This window comes from Gimesia sp., from assembly GCF_040219335.1.
Taxonomy (GTDB): domain Bacteria; phylum Planctomycetota; class Planctomycetia; order Planctomycetales; family Planctomycetaceae; genus Gimesia.
In genome coordinates this window covers 169,792-185,007 of sequence record NZ_JAVJSQ010000010.1, presented here as the reverse complement: position 1 = coordinate 185,007, position 15,216 = coordinate 169,792, and the positions used below count along the sequence as shown (strand labels likewise).

Below are 15,216 nucleotides of genomic sequence, written 5' to 3'. Positions count from 1 at the left end.
AACATTCATTCATATAACCAGAGGATCAGCGTAACAGGATCTACATTTTCCCCGTAGATATTTCTCCAGGAGACTTTGATATCAACCTGACGGACTCCTGATACTTCGTCATCATCTGTGTTGACTACAGAGAGTTCTACTTGAAGATCATTGAGATCTAACTCCCCAATCAGCGCTGACTGATAATTATTGAGGCGATCCTGACTCAAGTCCTTCCCGGAGTTTTCTGCACGAATTCGTTCCGCCAGATTGGCGACTGCTGTGACTACCAGATACCTTTGATCGATGTCTTTCCTCTGCTGGCCAATAGCCTTAAACGCGGGAAGTGCCACTGCCATCGTTGCACCCACCAGAATCATCGAGATGAAGGCTTCAAAGAGGGTAAATCCACCTCGATGATTTAAGAGGGCCTTTCGTTCTGGATGTTTATTATTGCGAATTCTCATTTGAACTATGACTCAGGAAATTTGGAACAACAGATAAACTAAAGGCATAAACAGAGCTATGACAAAGTAACCGACCATTATCGCTAGAGTACAAACCAGAACCGGTTTACAGATTTCTGTGAAGTATCTGATTCTGCGAAATCTGCGCTGCTCAATCGTATCTGCCAGGGAACGCAAAACAGTGGGAAGATTACCCACTTTTTCAGCAGTCATACAAAGACCTGCCTCTGCACTGGAGAGAACATTCGCCTCACGTAAGGATTCCCAGAAATCATTACCCTGACGAACTCGTTGCGCAGCTGACTGCGTCCGTACTCTTACATCAGACCAGAGATGATAATTTCCAATTGAATCCAGGGCGAGAAGTGGAGGTCTCTCGACTACCACGGTCTGCGCAATTTGTCTTAAACATTGGGGTGTATTCAGACGGGGAAACCAGCCCGTAAGAAATGGAACATTGAGGTTCGACCAACCGAAGTAATTACCAAGATGTAGAATTGCCAGTACTACCAGTGGCAATGAGAATATTGGAAAGAATAGATAGAAGTATGAGAAGATCACATCGCTGGCAGTCATGAGTGACTGTGTAATTGATGGTAATTCAACACCGAAATCCAGGAAGATCTTCTTGAACTTCGGAACAATCCAGTACATGATAAACCCAGTGATAATAAACTGCAGCGAAAGAATAATTGTGAGGTATAGAATCAGATTTGCAAAATTCGATTTATCAGAACTGGTACCGAGTTTTCTTGTCGCTCTGACCGCCGAATCCCGTAAAGCGATCCCCGTATTGTTAGTCTTCTCACCGATATTTAATGCCACAATTGCTGACTGGGGTAGCAAACCTGAATTTTCTGCCAGTGCTTCGGAAAGGGACTCACCGGAATGCAATCTGCTGCTGAACCTTAACAATCGGTCCCGGTATCTTCCTTTCTTCGTTTGAGAATAACGATCGATCTCTGCAGCCAGGGGAATATTTTTCTCAACACAAAACGTCATCAACCAGAGCAGTTCTGTTTCCCGAGACCGCTTGTTTAATGACAGGATATTTAACACACAGCAAATGACAGCAATCATCAGGATAAAAAAAGGAATGACGTAAATTAAAACTGGAATGAAAATCAGTAGAGGTAAACCCAGCAAAATCCAACCTCCCATCCGGATAACATGCAAGCGGTTTTGCATAACTTCTGAGAGGCTGTATTCATCTTCCTGATTGATAGAACGCAATAACTGAAAGCACTGCCATTCCAGATAGATTGTGAAGACATAGATCAAGATCGTTGGCAGAGCGATCAGGGCAGTTCCAAGAATAGTTACTTGATTAGTTACCACTGCAATAATATTGAGCAGGAGAAAGATCACACATAGAGCCAGCATGAACAGAGTAAATGCCTTCCAGCAGACTTTGATCAGCTGATTGACTCCCTGATGACCATAATCCTGCACGCGCCGCGCAAGCATGACCGATGTAATTCCTGCTATTGGGAAATAGACAAAGAAAGCCAGACTGAATATCACGCCCAGAAATTCCACGGTCGTCAAACTTTCAAAATGGACTAAGAGAGATCATTTAATAATTTGATCATTGGTAAATAGATTGCCACGATCGGAATGCCCAATAAAAACAACATTCCAGATATCAGCACAGGCTGCAGGATGAATATCAGTGTGCCTGTTTTCAAATCGGCTTTGGTCTGATAGATGTTACTGCTGGCACGTAAAGACTCAACGAAGACCTGTGGGTGGTCCTGCCAGCGAAATATATGAATAAAACTTTTCGTAAAATGTGGAGAACTTTGAGCGGATTCCATCAGGCTGAACCCTGCATTGGTCCGTTTAATCAGAACTTCACATCCTGCGATCAGGTTCGGATCACGCGTCATCTGAGCCGCCAACATGAGTGCTTCGGGTAATTTCACCCTGGCATCAATCAGGCCAGCGAGCATGCGGCAGAATTGAGAGATCGAAGTATTACTCAAAATAGAACCAAACACGGGTATTTGATTCAGTAGCCGGCGTCTCAAGGCACGTTTCTTCAGAAAATCAAAACTGAACCAGATGAGTAACATCCCGCCAATAATAATGAGGGCAATCTTGAATCCGTGCTTTGTTAACAGATCAGCGACACTGATCATCAGAACCGTCAGCCCGGGAAGTTCAGTGCCGAAGTCTTCAAAAAGTGATTTGAAATTTCCAACGATGATCGTCATCAGGAAGTAGAACAAAATCAAAGAACCAAGGATTAATACGATTGAATAGAAAAAAGATGTCAGCAATTTATGCCTTGCCTGTCTAAGCTGTCTCTCGCTGGCAATATAATCTTCAATCACAGACTCCAGTTTTTCTGTACCAGCGGAGACATGAATCAAGGTCGCCAGGTTTTGTGGTACCGATTGCAAATGCCGTAGGAAAGTATCTTCTTGAGATCTCCCCTGCTCCAGGTCTAATGCCATCTTCTGAAAAGTTTGTGCCAGGTTGGTTGATGGCGATTCTTCCGCCAGTGTTCGCAAACTGGCGGACAATGGTAACCCTTCTATTTGAGGCTGTTTTTTGTTTCGGATCGAATCCAGATAATCAGTGCTAACATCCCAAACAGCTTTACCGTAGTCCTCTAATGACTCTCCCTCAAATTCAGTAATATCAACAGCATCACCATCGCTGAATTCTGAATCTGGACTCTGATTTGACTCGATCAAATCAACTCGAACAATTTTCAGTCCCTGCTCCATCAGCTTGATACGGGCAGACTCATCACTGCGTGCATTAACAAAGCCGCTGACTTCCTGACCATCAGAATTAATACAGAGATAGGAATACTGTTTCATTAGACCGAAGGACTTCCCAGCATCTTCAAAATCTCGACGAAGGGTAAAAATACGAGCAGTGCATAACAGACTGTAATACCACCTGCGACTAATACGACTAATCCCACAGGGACGATGTTTTTGATCCATTCAATACGGTTTAATACGCGCGTCTGATATACACGGGCAATTTCGGACATGATGTCCGGCAGACGATTTTGATGTGCAGGATTCATCAACATGGATTGAATATATCCAGGCAATTCTGCTACAGACTGAATACTGACTTCAATTCCCTCACCCTGTTCAAGTTTTTTTGCCACAGTACGGAACTGATTGATCATTTTCGAATTGCCCGTACACTCTGCTGCGAGCACGAGTGAATCAGATAAAGGAATATGATAAGAGAGCAAAACACCGGCCATTTCCGCAAAAGTGGAATAATTCATATCGAGCACCAACCTGCGATAGCCAGGGACCCACCCATATGCGATGTTGGTTGCCAAAGATTTCAAACCAGACTGATTAACTTCTCGCGACAACATGAATGAATGCCGACTGAACTTCCAGCTGAAAAGCAAGACCAGAAATATCGCAGGAATCAGTATGAACCAGTTCTGGTAAAATCCGAACAGATTCATGAGCGTGTTCATCACTAATGTGTTTTTGAGGTGAAATATTTCATTCGCAGTGACCAGTTCTGGAAAAATAACGAAACAGACAAACAGCGAAAGCATAAAGGCGATGATCAAAATTATCGCTGGATAGATCAATGCTGCTCCGATTTCACGCCGCAAATCCATCCTGGCGCGAGCAAATGAAGCAAAGGATGTCAGCGCTTCCGGCAAACGCCCCATTCTGATTCCTGATTTGATGAGCGCGACATAGGAAGACGGTAACTGGATCGCTTCGGACTGGACAGCCTCATCCAGAGAAGCTCCTTCCTCAATTTTTTGCAGTAGATGCCTGATGAAGTTCTGCGAATCCGCTTTCAAATATTTTGCGGCATTTCTGAGCCCTTCATCTAATGGAATCCCTGTGCGGACCATCGCAGCTAACTCATCATTGAGATCAGCCAGACTTTCAGCTGAAACGCTCTGGGATTTGGGTTGATTCGAGTTCATCATGAATGTTGTTATCTCACCGGCCACCACGACAACATGTATTCTTGTGTCCATACTAAGCTGAAATGGTCCGACCCGCCAGCGCAGACCGCCAGATGTGATCAAAACAAATCATCTGAAATGTCAGAACTTTCTCGGACCTATTTCCTTCTGATGACCCTGTCTCTAGAAGATTTTGTCTAGAAACATCGAAAATACACCATTTTCTATCACCAGAGTCTCTGGGAACCCCCATAAAACAATATTTCTGATTTACGGGAGCAAGTACCCGGCTCGATTACAGTTTACAGATCGAAGACCGCAGATTACAAAGAGATATAACTTCCAGACCGCTCTGGAGTTATTAAATATCGATCAGGATGACAGCCAGCTCCCAGGCTTGTATTACGGAAAGACCTCCACATGATTCGTACCAAAATTAAAGCAGCACTGCATACCTCCCAGCCCGGTGAAACAATCAAGGTATCCGGGTGGGTCCGCACACGCCGTGATTCGAAGAGTGGCTTTTCCTTTGTCGAGCTCAATGATGGCAGTTGCATGTCTAATTTACAAATCGTCATCGATCAAAGCGTTCCAGACTATGAAACGTTGATCAAAGATGTCACCACCGGTTCCAGTATCTCAGTCACTGGAAAAGTGAATGAATCACCGGGTAAGAATCAGCGAATAGAGCTGCATGCTGAATCGTTTATTCTGTATGGAACTGCAGATTCGGAGAGTTATCCTCTTCAGAAGAAACGTCACAGTTTCGAGTTTCTGAGAGAAATCGCCCACCTGCGTCCCCGTACCAATACCTTTGGGGCCATTACTCGCGTCCGCAATGAAGCCGCTTATGCTATTCACCGCTTCTTTCAATCCAGAGGTTTTGTCTACATTCAGACTCCGATTATTACCACCAGTGACTGTGAGGGAGCAGGTGAAATGTTTCAGGTCACGACACTCAACCTGGAACGTCTGGCGCAAGTTCAGACAGAAATTGACTTTTCTCAGGACTTTTTTGGTAAACCGGCTTCCCTGACAGTCAGCGGCCAACTGGAAGCAGAGATTTTTGCCACCTCACTCGGTGAGTGTTATACCTTCGGCCCAACATTCCGTGCAGAGAATTCAAATACATCCCGTCATCTCGCTGAATTCTGGATGATTGAGCCTGAAATGCCCTTCTATGATCTTGAAGACAACATGGCACTCGCAGAAAGTTTTGTCAGAACTGTCATTGGCGATGTTCTGCAAAACTGTCCTGAAGACATGGAGTTTTTCAACCAGCGTATCGATCAGACCACATTAGAAAAACTGCACAACATTACCGAGAACGAATTCATTCGGCTCTCTTATACCGAAGCCATCGAGATTCTCAAATCCTGCGGAAAGCAGTTTGACTTCCCCATCGACTGGGGCAGTGATATGCAGTCCGAACATGAACGATACTTAACTGAGGAACACTTTAAGCAACCCGTCATCGTTTACAATTACCCCCGAACGATCAAACCCTTCTACATGCGATGCAATGACGATGGTAAAACCGTCTGTGCTATGGACGTACTTGTTCCAGGTGTCGGTGAGATTATCGGAGGAAGTCAGCGCGAAGAACGCTACGATGTTCTTATCGATCGTATGCGGGAAGGAGATCTAAACCCCGAAGACTACTGGTGGTACACCGACTTACGGAAGTACGGTACAGTCCCTCATTCAGGCTTCGGACTCGGGTTTGAGCGTTTGATTCAGCTACTGACCTCTATGACTAATATCCGTGACTGTATTCCCTTCCCCAGAACTCCTAAAAACGCGGAATTCTGATCCGGGAAAATCATTTAGCCTGCCCGCTTAGATGTTTTCGGAACCACTCGACGACAGCCTGGCTGGCGCGCGTCTGGTCATCCCCTTTAAAACCATGAGCCGCCTTTTCAATAACCAGTAACTCAGCCGGGACGTTTTTCGCCTTAAACTTCTGCATGATGTTTTCACTATGGCTGATGGGAACCAGTTTGTCCTGGTCGCCATGAATCAACAGAGTCGGCGAATCATCGGGAGTGACTTGCAGAAGCGGGGAGAAATCATCAGCAAGTTCCTTGTCAAACTGTAGTGCTGGAAACCGCTGGTAATAGGGAGATGTTTCTTCAACGAACTCACGCAAATCCGTTGGAGGATAATAGGCAGCTACTGCAGCCACACGATCACTCTGTTGTAAAACCTTGTCTTTTGCATCCGGTTCTCCCTGATCCGATGTCGTCCCCAGTATCAGCGATAAATGCCCTCCGGCACTCCCACCCCATACCCCCAGTTGGTTGGGATCGACACCGTATTCTTTCGCATGCAGACGAATGAACCGCACACTTCTTCTCACATCCTCAACCATTGCCGGGATTTTGAATTTAGGGCTGCTGCCATGCCTGACACAAAATACTGTAAAACCGCTATCTAATAATGGCTTAAACCGCGACAACATATTTTGGGGCTCCGTCCAGCGCGAATACCATCCCCCACTAACCATAAATAGTACGCCAGCGCCGTTCGGCTTCTCGGGTTGGAACACATCGAAAGTCAGTGCCATTCCAAATTTATGCCCATAAACGACGTCCGGAATAATTCTGACCTCTTCTTCCGCTTGAGCAACTGAGTACGCAGGCATAACTAGTGAAAAGAGTACTAAGATAACGAATAAAATTTTCATATGTTAGTTTCCTCGGGCAATTCATACCCATGAGAGGTTGAGGTAAATGACACTTGTTTCACTCTAAGCAAAGTTGCATTACACCTTAAAATAATCAGGTAAAACTTCAGCAGTTCACTTTATCCACGTGTTATTTGATTATCTTGACTTACCCCCGCAGATCGCAAGGATTTCCGGGAATAATTCGTGGGTCAATATGCTGTTCTCTAAAGAGCTTTCATCGCAGTGCTACTGGATGAATGAAAAAGAATCAGTCTCTCACCACGTCTGTTTGTCTCATATTACCTGAAAATAATCGGTGACGGGTTGAATTCTTCTGAGCAGAATCAGTTTGCAGCCTGCGAGCAGCAACAGAGAAAACGTACGCAGACTGGTGATAACACCAATTTGGATTCCGCCATTGAACAAGCCCGAACAGGTCAGATTCGCCAATACATTGAAATACAATGGCCTGGTGTCCAACTGGATGAATGGCAATGGGACATTCTGGAGTCTCTATTCGACCCCACAATTCGCCGCGTATTCGTCAAAGGGAACACCGGTTGTGGTAAGGGAGCTGCTGCTGGAATTGCCTGTTGCACTTACTTTCATATCTGGGATGATGCCAAAATTGTAATTACGCGAGACTCACTCAGGATGGCTCAGAAAATCGCTTACGGGGAAGTCGATAAATGGTGGAGACGAATGACGGTAAAGCCACCGGGAAAATTGTTGACTTCCGGAATTTATGATCATCAACAGCATTCTATTTCCCTGGCTAACCCTAAGCATATTGAAGGTTTCAGAGGGGCACACTCGCCACATGTTCTTTTCTGGTTTGATGAGGCAACGGCCCCGAATCTCGAAGACAAATATAAACTAGCCAACACTCAGGCAAAAAAATTTCTGGCTCTCTCCAATCCATCCACACTATCGGGATCATTTCGAGATGCCTTTCCGAGTATAGAACCAGACCGTACACAAACGATTGTGGACCAATATGGTAAAACACGCTGTATCACAGTCAGTGGCTGGGAATGCACAAATGTGAAAGAGACTTGCCTCGAACAACCGGTCGCCCCCTTAGGTGGTATCAAAATCGGAAGCAGGTTCTATTCGCATGGTACGCCGATTGAAACGGAAGACTTCGAACAATGTAAGCCCCGTATTCCCGGACAGACGTGCTACGACGAATTTATGTCGTTATTAAACGATCCGGATCCACTCATACGTAATGTATATGCACTAGGAAAGTTTCCGGATCAGGATCCTGAGAAACAGGTCATTCTCCCGGACTGGCTAATGGAACCTGTCTCATTCTGGATACGCTGGCATCATCTCTGGCGACGTGCTACGGACAAACAACACAAGTCCGCGATTCATCTTTTGGATCAGATTATCCCGGTCGAGGGCTTTGGACTGGATGTCGCCGCATCCCGATTTGGAGATACCTCAGTCCTTGCTGTCGGTGGCAGGTACGGTATCCGAGCCATCCATGAATGTCAGTTCGCAGATACACAACAGACGCTGGAGTGGGTAATCGAAACCGCACTTACATACGGAGTTGATCTGGAACAGGGAAATGTTCCGTTGGCCATCGACTGGGGAGGAGGTTATGGGAATGCAGTCGGTGATCCTTTAAAAAAACGAAACGTGCATGTGATCGAAATTCACAGTAATTCCGCAAGTGATATCGACACTCAAAAATATGCCAACAAACGGGCCGAACTCTACGGAGAGGCTGCAAGACGCCTTGACCCGGCGGGGGACTTCCGCATGATACCGTTCGCTTTGCCCGATAACGAGCGCCTGCGTGCAGAACTGATCGCACCTCAGAAAATATACTCCGGGCATGACGGCGAAAAATATTATATCACCCCAAAGGGACGGCGAGGGTCTGACGAAAACTATCAGGGCAAAACGTTGAGGGAAACCTTGGGACGTTCTCCCGATCGGGCTGATGCAGTCGTCTACTGCCTCTGTGCTCTACGTAATCAATCCTGTCGAAGACTGATTGTTGTCTGATAAATTCAGCAGACAAAAGTTAGACATATTCCCTTATCAATCTAAGGATAGTAAAACATGTGGAACCCCTTCAAACAGCTTGCCGCACGATTCAAATCAAATCGGTTCTCAGTCGCGCTACGAACCGCACTCGGAACCGGTCAACCAGGCAAATGGCATAGTAACCATCGAGAGGAATCAGAACAGTTCACTGGTTGGACGTTTGTTGCGATTCGGGCAATTTGCCTGCAAGCCATGCAGGCTTCGGTGGCTGTCTACGATGACACTGTGAATAATTCCGATCAGAAATTGTTCCGACGCCACTTGAGAATGGACTCTGGATACGGACTTTCCCGAAGTCTATATGCTGGTGAAACTGGTGCGTCTATTCCCCTGTCAAACGATCATGCACTTTGCCAGATTCTCAAACATCCAAATCCCACTCAATCAGGTGCCGCTTTTCGCTATGAGCGAGTCCTGCAACTGCAACTGACTGGGGCAAGTATCGTCTGGAATGTTCCTAATCAGTTTGGGAAGACGGTTCAACGTTATGTAATTCCCACCGCGATCGCGTCGCCAGTTGCCCCCTCAACAGATTTGCCTGATGGTGGATATCGAATACAGACACCTTCGTCGCGCTATGATCTTGACTCCTTTTCAAGTTACTCCAGTTCACACAACCTACTACAGCAGGTATTGGGGAAAGTCATCCCCCTTTCACAGCTGCAGATAACGCGGTGGCCTCATCCACTTTACCAGGATGACGGACAATCTCCTGTCAGCGCGGGTGCCCGCTGGATCGACTCAGCCAATCAGATCGATGCAGCTCGTTGGGCTCAGATGAATAATGGAGCAGATCCATCAATTGTCGTCACCTGCGGAAAGGATATGCGCCCAACCAGAGAAGAACTTGAAGCCGCAGCCGCGATGTTTGATCAAAAATATGGGGGTACTGAAAATACGGGCAAGGCGATCTTTACAACCGGTGAGCAAGTCGTCTCTCTTACAGCCACCCCCCGGGAGATGGACTACAACGCCTAATCCGTTGGTGTCTCTATTCGATTAAGCGTATCGCCTTACTGCATTTGCCTTTGCGTCTATTTTTCCGCCTTTCTAATTCAGCAGAAAGTAGCAACAAGGTAGCAGCCAGGCCAGATTAACCGAAAATCGTCTGGATCAGACCAGCCACCTGCGACCGCTTTGGTGGCATCGCATGAGCGTAGATTTTCAGTGTTACTGTCGGTGATGAATGACCGAGCAGAGCAGATACTACCAGAAGATCCGCCCCTTCCGCCAGCAGCTCTGATGCGAACGTGTGCCTCAGGTGATGCAGTCCGCGGGGAGTAACGCCGGCTTCTTCCAGGAATGGCTTCCAGATCTGGTGATTGAAGGTACTGCTGTTGAGGTGCCCCCCGCGTTTTCCGCAGAAGACGTATTTGCGATCACCGAAACCGGCTTCGTTCATTTTCTCTCTCTGGAGCCTCAACACCTCTTCTAAACCAGGTGTGAGATCTAGAAATCGATCGCTCTTTTTCGATTTCAGCTTCGCGTAATCTCCAAAGATGTACTGGCGCTGCACATGAATCGTTCTCGTCTGGTAATCAATATCATCCCAGTGTAGACCGAACGTTTCTGATGATCTCATTCCGGTGGCGAGCATGAACTTGTAAAGCGGGTAGAAATAATCTCCATCCGCAGCCTGGAGGATCAGCTCCCGTTCTTCCCTGGTGAATGGTATCGCTTCCTTCTGCTTATGCACCGGACGTTGAATGCTCACACAGGGATTCTTCAAAATGATGTCTGATTTATAGGCCTGATTTAATGCACTGTTCAGACAGAAATAAGACATCTCCACAGCACGAGAACCAACGCCGGAATCCTGAAGAGAATGGATGAACCTTCTGATTTTAGAGGCTTTCAGCTCACGAAGTTTGACTGTTCCCAGTTTCGGAATGATGTAATTATTAACTATCCCTCGATAGCCCTTGAGAGTGCTGAAAGCGCGGTCGCTGTTTTCAATATCGAACAGCCACTCATTTATGTAACTCTCTACCGTGTGGTGCTGTTCATCCATGTCGAGATGCAAGGCATCTTTCCGGAGCTCTTCCAGCTTGGCAACAGCATCAGCATGCTTCTTACAAATACGCTTTGGCCGCTTCAGCTTACCGTCTTTGTAGTAGCTGATCTGCGCAACCCATTTGCCGTCAACCTGGTAGATCGATCCTTCCCCATTGGAACGCCTGCGTTTTTTTGCCATGACTCAGATCGTCCGTTTCTCAAACACAGATCTGAAGTCTTCGGCATTGATCATGAAGTTATCATTACTCGGACCCCAGACCGGAATGTTGAATTTCTTCACCCAGTCTCTGATACAACGGGGAGTGACTCCCCAAATATTTGCCCAGTATTCAACATCGTGGTCCCCCTCTGCAGGGAACGTTTTTCCCGTCGAAGTTGAATTTCGGGCTTTTACTCTTGACGTACCGTCTCTATCATGACTAATGTTATGGTCAGTCATTGAAGGAAATCCCTACCATAAGATTCCTGAAAAACGATGAATTGACTATTTCGCCCTCAGAGAGTTGCAGCTCTCTGAGGGTTTTTTCATGCGCTGTCCCTATCCGTCCATTCTCACGTCTCCAAACAAAAAGAGCCTATGAGGCGCGTGTACGGCGCACCCGCATAGGCTCAGAAAACGACGATCCTCCGCCGTTGATTCACTTGTACTCAATCGGTCTCCGTACACGACCGTTATTATAGCTAAATGTTGTACCATATTTTTAGCCATACATTCAACTGCAAATTGCCAATATCTGCGGAATTTGATACTGTCCTTTACATGTCCCCTAAACCCAAAAAGAAGAGCCGTAAGAACGAAATCATTCGCGCGAGTGTGACCAGCGAAGAAAAAGCGCGCTTTGAGGCAGCTGCTTACCAGGAGGACAAATACCTCGCTGAAGTTATTCGCGAGCTGCTGACACAATACTCTGATAAAATTCTTGGTAAAGAAGATCATTGAACTTTCTTGTGGTCGAGTCTCACTTATCAAAAATAGATAAATCAAAAATGACTGAATTTGAATATCATGCAACTCGAACTGAAAACCCTGGTGAGTGGGCTTATCGTGGATATTTAATTTGGGACGCTAGAGAAGACTGGAAATTTGAAAATCTAACATTTATTGATGGGAGAACCTGGGCTGTCCAGGGAGATGCTTTTTCAAATTCTGATGTCCAAGACCTCTATTCGTCTAAACGGGCATGTATGAATGCGATAGATGACTGGTTGAAGAAAAAATATGCTGAGGAAGATCGTGAATACTACGAGTCACAAGAGGACCCAGCATATCTACAGTTAAAAGAAACGGTCGAAATAGCATTCAAAAAAATCGAAGAAGCTTTCAATACCTTTGAAGCTGAGCGTAAAAAATAATTATCAAGTATGTTCATCTCACAATCCCTCTGAACGGCATCACGAGCGGATTACGATCGATCGCCTGGTAGCGTCCGCCCACATCTTCAATGAAGTGATGGCGCTTGAGTATCTCCAGGGTCACCAGTGTGCGTGTTTGGCTGGCGTGGAAGTAACAGCAGATGTTTTCCAATGTCGGCCAGCCTTTGCAGCTCCGGTAGTAGTTCCGGATGAAATCATAAAACTTGAATTGCCGATGGCTGATCTTCCGTAGGATGTATGGCATCCCATCTCCTCAGCGCGTACCGATGGCGACCCACCAAACGCGCGTACGCTCTTCGCGGATGATGACTTCCCTGGTTTGGATTTTGCCCTGGGTTCACTACGGGGCAGAGAGAATTTCGCGGATTGGAATAATCAACTGAGACCACCTTCAGCGGGTCTCACGCGGCCGTCGCCAGACGGATATGGGAGTAGGTGTGATGTTCCCAATATAACGTGCGTACAGGTCGCCGCAAGTCAAAAATGGAAACTTTTTCGGGGTGTTCAGGTAAAGATTTTAAAAAAGAAATCTTTCAATTCGATTTTTATAGATTAGGCGTCTTATCTTTGGAGCTTACAATTACATAGTTTAAATTCTGGCTTACTCTCTAATACGACATGACAATGTAAACAATTGAAAATAAAAGAGATACAGCATCTATAGTCAACATCTAGACATTGACCAATATTACATAATATGTGTAGAATTGTGATATAACAATGATTGCAACCAATACCTATCGTGGAAAATGACCGAAATACTAATACTATTATGGGGCCTGAGTTCTCATAATGTGTGTCTATAACGTATTAATAAGTAGCTATAGCAAAATTCCATTACAAACTCTTGGGCTCACGAAATAATTTGACCTGCGAGAGGAAATTAAACTCAGTATGAGTAAAGTAGATTGCCCAAAATTCAAGAATCCACCAGTTGTGGAGACGGTGCTAACAGTACAATTTGATGAGCTTCAAGATTTTAAAACAGCTCACTTTGGGATGTTCTACGAGACTGTAAAAGCCAGGTTCCCAGAGGTTATTGACAGGGGACGTCTCGATCCGGTGGTAGAAACCTTTCCCCGTGGGCGAATGCCTAAAGGAGCATTCCAGTTTATCACAGGTGATCAGGGTCCAGGTCCGCAGAGAGTATGGTATAGACAGCCAGATAACGGAAGCATGATGCTTCAATTGCAACCAGACAGATTTGCTTTTAACTGGGCAGGAAAAGAGGGGACTGAATATCCTCACTATGACTCAAATCGGCCGGTCTTTATAGAAGAGTTTGAAAATTTTTCTAAGTTCGTGAACGACCACTCAATTGGGAAGGTACTCCCTAACCTTTGCGAAGTGACATATATAAATCACATCTACCCCGAGCCTGAAGAGGATGTTATAGAGTTTTTCGAATCCAGCTTTAAAGGCCTGAAATGGGAAACCTCAGATAGTTGGTTGAAAGATCTCCCAGAACTCGTAGCCTATAATCGAGTTTATGTAATAGGTGATGAACAGGGCAGACTTTACGTTGAAGCGAATATCAATCAAGATAAAGAACGAAAGAAATTTATCTTGCTCAAAATCACGGGACGAGTAATTCATAAAGAAGAGGATTCACTTCTAGAAAATATGGATCTCGCTCACTTATGGGTTGTTAAGAGTTTTGTAAGCCTCACAGAAGAGCACGTTCAAATAGAACGTTGGAAACGGTTTTAATCATGACGCCACCAACAAGCCTAGAAATCGATGGAACAAGTACATTAACTTCCACGGAAAGCTTAATAGCTAGTGCTGGTATTACCGGGGAAGGCTTGCTTGCAGAAAGAAACGAACCTGTCCAGTGGCTACAGCAGTGTATTATCAACATCTGGAAGCTTCGTGATTTGCCAGCAAACTGGGATAGCTATGGCGCGAAGCCAGTTAACCCTGACTCTATTCAGTTTGCGATGGAAGTGATGAATGCGCTCTCATCAATCACTGGTGTCAGTTGCCCAAGAATTGCAGCGTCACCTGCAGGAAATGTTGCACTTTCCTGGGACTTAGAAGATTACACTCGTGAGCTTGATGTAGAGCTAGATCCTAACCGTGTGATTCGCTACGCCTACATCGATGAAGAAAATAGCACCAAAGATTGCGAAGGTGTAGCTAAAAACCTTGATGTCATAGCCCAGTTCCTTACTCAGTGGTAACTGTTGATGAATGGGAGCTTCAGACATTGAAGATAACATTTCAGATGATGATTATCTAATCAGACGGATTAGTCCTTCTAAACCTGGTTGGGATACTATAGCTAAAAATAAAGATGGCACTTTTCGAGCTAGCTCATCTTCTATGAGCACAAGGCCAAACGAGGAGCATCTGTCTTGTTCGCTTCTGAAAGTAACAAAGCCACAAGATTTATTGGATCAACTTAAAGATCAGGGTATAGAACCAGATGGCTGGAATGTAGCTTTGTTTAAAGTCGGAGATGCAAGGGCACTTGGGCTAGAGATTTCATTGGATAAGACAGATTCCGATGAAGGTCACTGCTTGCTAAAAGCTGAGGGCGGCTTAGACTATCCTAAAATAGCAGGCAAAAAAATTGCAAAAAAAACTCGCATTCTTAATGCAGATGAAATTGCTGATCCAGAGTCAATTGAGTGAACCAACGTATTCAATCAATTAGATACAAATAAAAAAGGCAGTCGTGAGATTTTCACTCCGACTGCCTTTTTTTGTCACCTCCCTGAATACCACTC

15 protein-coding genes are annotated in these 15,216 nt (G+C 45.4%); 8 read left to right on the top strand and 7 right to left on the bottom strand.

Annotation, left to right across the window (positions count from 1 at the left end; all coding sequences use genetic code 11):
• Positions 1 to 5 precede the first annotated feature (5 nt).
• The 4 genes from RID21_RS09935 to RID21_RS09920 are packed head-to-tail and all read right to left on the bottom strand — an operon-like array spanning position 6 to position 4,485.
• Entirely contained in the window at positions 6 to 446 is a 441-nt protein-coding gene (locus RID21_RS09935) for a pilus assembly FimT family protein (protein WP_350188482.1), read from the bottom strand.
• Between the two features lie 12 nt (positions 447 to 458).
• Positions 459 to 1,985 (bottom strand): type II secretion system F family protein, encoded by a 1,527-nt coding sequence (locus RID21_RS09930; protein ID WP_350188480.1) that lies wholly within the window; start codon positions 1,983 to 1,985, stop codon positions 459 to 461.
• 23 nt (positions 1,986 to 2,008) lie between these two features.
• Positions 2,009 to 3,277: a type II secretion system F family protein gene (locus tag RID21_RS09925; protein WP_350188478.1), complete on the bottom strand. Its 1,269-nt coding sequence runs from the start codon at positions 3,275 to 3,277 to the stop codon at positions 2,009 to 2,011.
• Positions 3,277 to 4,485, bottom strand: a complete 1,209-nt coding sequence (locus RID21_RS09920; protein WP_350188477.1) for a type II secretion system F family protein — start codon at positions 4,483 to 4,485, stop codon at positions 3,277 to 3,279. Before RID21_RS09920 ends, RID21_RS09925 begins: the two co-directional genes overlap by 1 nt.
• Positions 4,486 to 4,782: 297 nt before the next feature.
• Here RID21_RS09920 and asnS point away from each other — a divergent pair, with 297 nt between their 5' ends.
• Positions 4,783 to 6,174, top strand: coding sequence for an asparagine--tRNA ligase (gene asnS, locus RID21_RS09915; RefSeq protein WP_350188476.1), 1,392 nt, complete (start codon positions 4,783 to 4,785; stop codon positions 6,172 to 6,174).
• Between the two features lie 10 nt (positions 6,175 to 6,184).
• On the opposite strand, the gene RID21_RS09910 is transcribed toward asnS, so the two are convergent.
• Positions 6,185 to 7,048: an alpha/beta hydrolase family protein gene (locus tag RID21_RS09910; protein WP_350188475.1), complete on the bottom strand. Its 864-nt coding sequence runs from the start codon at positions 7,046 to 7,048 to the stop codon at positions 6,185 to 6,187.
• Between the two features lie 387 nt (positions 7,049 to 7,435).
• Here RID21_RS09910 and RID21_RS09905 point away from each other — a divergent pair, with 387 nt between their 5' ends.
• Together RID21_RS09905 and RID21_RS09900 are read left to right on the top strand one after the other, a co-directional pair.
• Complete coding sequence (locus tag RID21_RS09905; protein ID WP_350188474.1) at positions 7,436 to 9,052, top strand: hypothetical protein; 1,617 nt, start codon at positions 7,436 to 7,438, stop codon at positions 9,050 to 9,052.
• A gap of 267 nt (positions 9,053 to 9,319) precedes the next feature.
• Entirely contained in the window at positions 9,320 to 10,072 is a 753-nt protein-coding gene (locus RID21_RS09900) for a phage portal protein (protein ID WP_350188473.1), read from the top strand.
• Positions 10,073 to 10,187: 115 nt separating this feature from the next.
• Here the strand turns inward: RID21_RS09900 and RID21_RS09895 are convergent, their stop codons facing one another.
• Positions 10,188 to 11,288, bottom strand: a complete 1,101-nt coding sequence (locus RID21_RS09895) for a tyrosine-type recombinase/integrase (protein WP_350188472.1) — start codon at positions 11,286 to 11,288, stop codon at positions 10,188 to 10,190.
• Between the two features lie 507 nt (positions 11,289 to 11,795).
• On the opposite strand from RID21_RS09895, the gene RID21_RS09890 reads away from it, so the two are divergent.
• Together RID21_RS09890 and RID21_RS09885 are read left to right on the top strand one after the other, a co-directional pair.
• Positions 11,796 to 12,050, top strand: a complete 255-nt coding sequence (locus RID21_RS09890; RefSeq protein ID WP_350188471.1) for a hypothetical protein — start codon at positions 11,796 to 11,798, stop codon at positions 12,048 to 12,050.
• Positions 12,051 to 12,097: 47 nt separating this feature from the next.
• Complete coding sequence (locus RID21_RS09885) at positions 12,098 to 12,463, top strand: hypothetical protein (RefSeq protein WP_350188470.1); 366 nt, start codon at positions 12,098 to 12,100, stop codon at positions 12,461 to 12,463.
• Between the two features lie 13 nt (positions 12,464 to 12,476).
• Here RID21_RS09885 and RID21_RS09880 read toward each other — a convergent pair whose 3' ends face one another.
• Positions 12,477 to 12,728 (bottom strand): LexA family transcriptional regulator, encoded by a 252-nt coding sequence (locus RID21_RS09880; protein WP_350188469.1) that lies wholly within the window; start codon positions 12,726 to 12,728, stop codon positions 12,477 to 12,479.
• Between the two features lie 650 nt (positions 12,729 to 13,378).
• On the opposite strand from RID21_RS09880, the gene RID21_RS09875 reads away from it, so the two are divergent.
• Genes RID21_RS09875 through RID21_RS09865 form a run of 3 tightly spaced genes read left to right on the top strand, consistent with a single transcriptional unit; the run spans position 13,379 to position 15,121 of the window.
• Positions 13,379 to 14,194 carry a TIGR04255 family protein gene (locus RID21_RS09875; RefSeq protein WP_350188468.1) on the top strand — a complete coding sequence of 272 codons (816 nt, stop codon included), beginning with the start codon at positions 13,379 to 13,381 and terminating at the stop codon, positions 14,192 to 14,194.
• Between the two features lie 2 nt (positions 14,195 to 14,196).
• Positions 14,197 to 14,667 (top strand): hypothetical protein, encoded by a 471-nt coding sequence (locus RID21_RS09870; protein ID WP_350188467.1) that lies wholly within the window; start codon positions 14,197 to 14,199, stop codon positions 14,665 to 14,667.
• Positions 14,668 to 14,677: 10 nt separating this feature from the next.
• The gene (locus tag RID21_RS09865) at positions 14,678 to 15,121 is read left to right on the top strand and encodes a hypothetical protein (RefSeq protein WP_350188466.1); all 444 of its coding nucleotides are present in this window, start codon (positions 14,678 to 14,680) and stop codon (positions 15,119 to 15,121) included.
• Positions 15,122 to 15,216: the final 95 nt, after the last annotated feature.

Coding starts and splice junctions, on each gene's coding strand:
- RID21_RS09935 (WP_350188482.1), bottom strand. CDS start 446: ATGAGAATTCGCAATAATAAACATCCAGAACGAAAGGCCCTCTTAAAT.
- RID21_RS09925 (WP_350188478.1), bottom strand. CDS start 3,277: ATGAAACAGTATTCCTATCTCTGTATTAATTCTGATGGTCAGGAAGTC.
- asnS (WP_350188476.1), top strand. CDS start 4,783: ATGATTCGTACCAAAATTAAAGCAGCACTGCATACCTCCCAGCCCGGT.
- RID21_RS09910 (WP_350188475.1), bottom strand. CDS start 7,048: ATGAAAATTTTATTCGTTATCTTAGTACTCTTTTCACTAGTTATGCCT.
- RID21_RS09895 (WP_350188472.1), bottom strand. CDS start 11,288: ATGGCAAAAAAACGCAGGCGTTCCAATGGGGAAGGATCGATCTACCAG.
- RID21_RS09890 (WP_350188471.1), top strand. CDS start 11,796: ATGTTGTACCATATTTTTAGCCATACATTCAACTGCAAATTGCCAATA.
- RID21_RS09885 (WP_350188470.1), top strand. CDS start 12,098: ATGACTGAATTTGAATATCATGCAACTCGAACTGAAAACCCTGGTGAG.
- RID21_RS09880 (WP_350188469.1), bottom strand. CDS start 12,728: ATGCCATACATCCTACGGAAGATCAGCCATCGGCAATTCAAGTTTTAT.
- RID21_RS09875 (WP_350188468.1), top strand. CDS start 13,379: ATGAGTAAAGTAGATTGCCCAAAATTCAAGAATCCACCAGTTGTGGAG.
- RID21_RS09870 (WP_350188467.1), top strand. CDS start 14,197: ATGACGCCACCAACAAGCCTAGAAATCGATGGAACAAGTACATTAACT.
- RID21_RS09865 (WP_350188466.1), top strand. CDS start 14,678: ATGGGAGCTTCAGACATTGAAGATAACATTTCAGATGATGATTATCTA.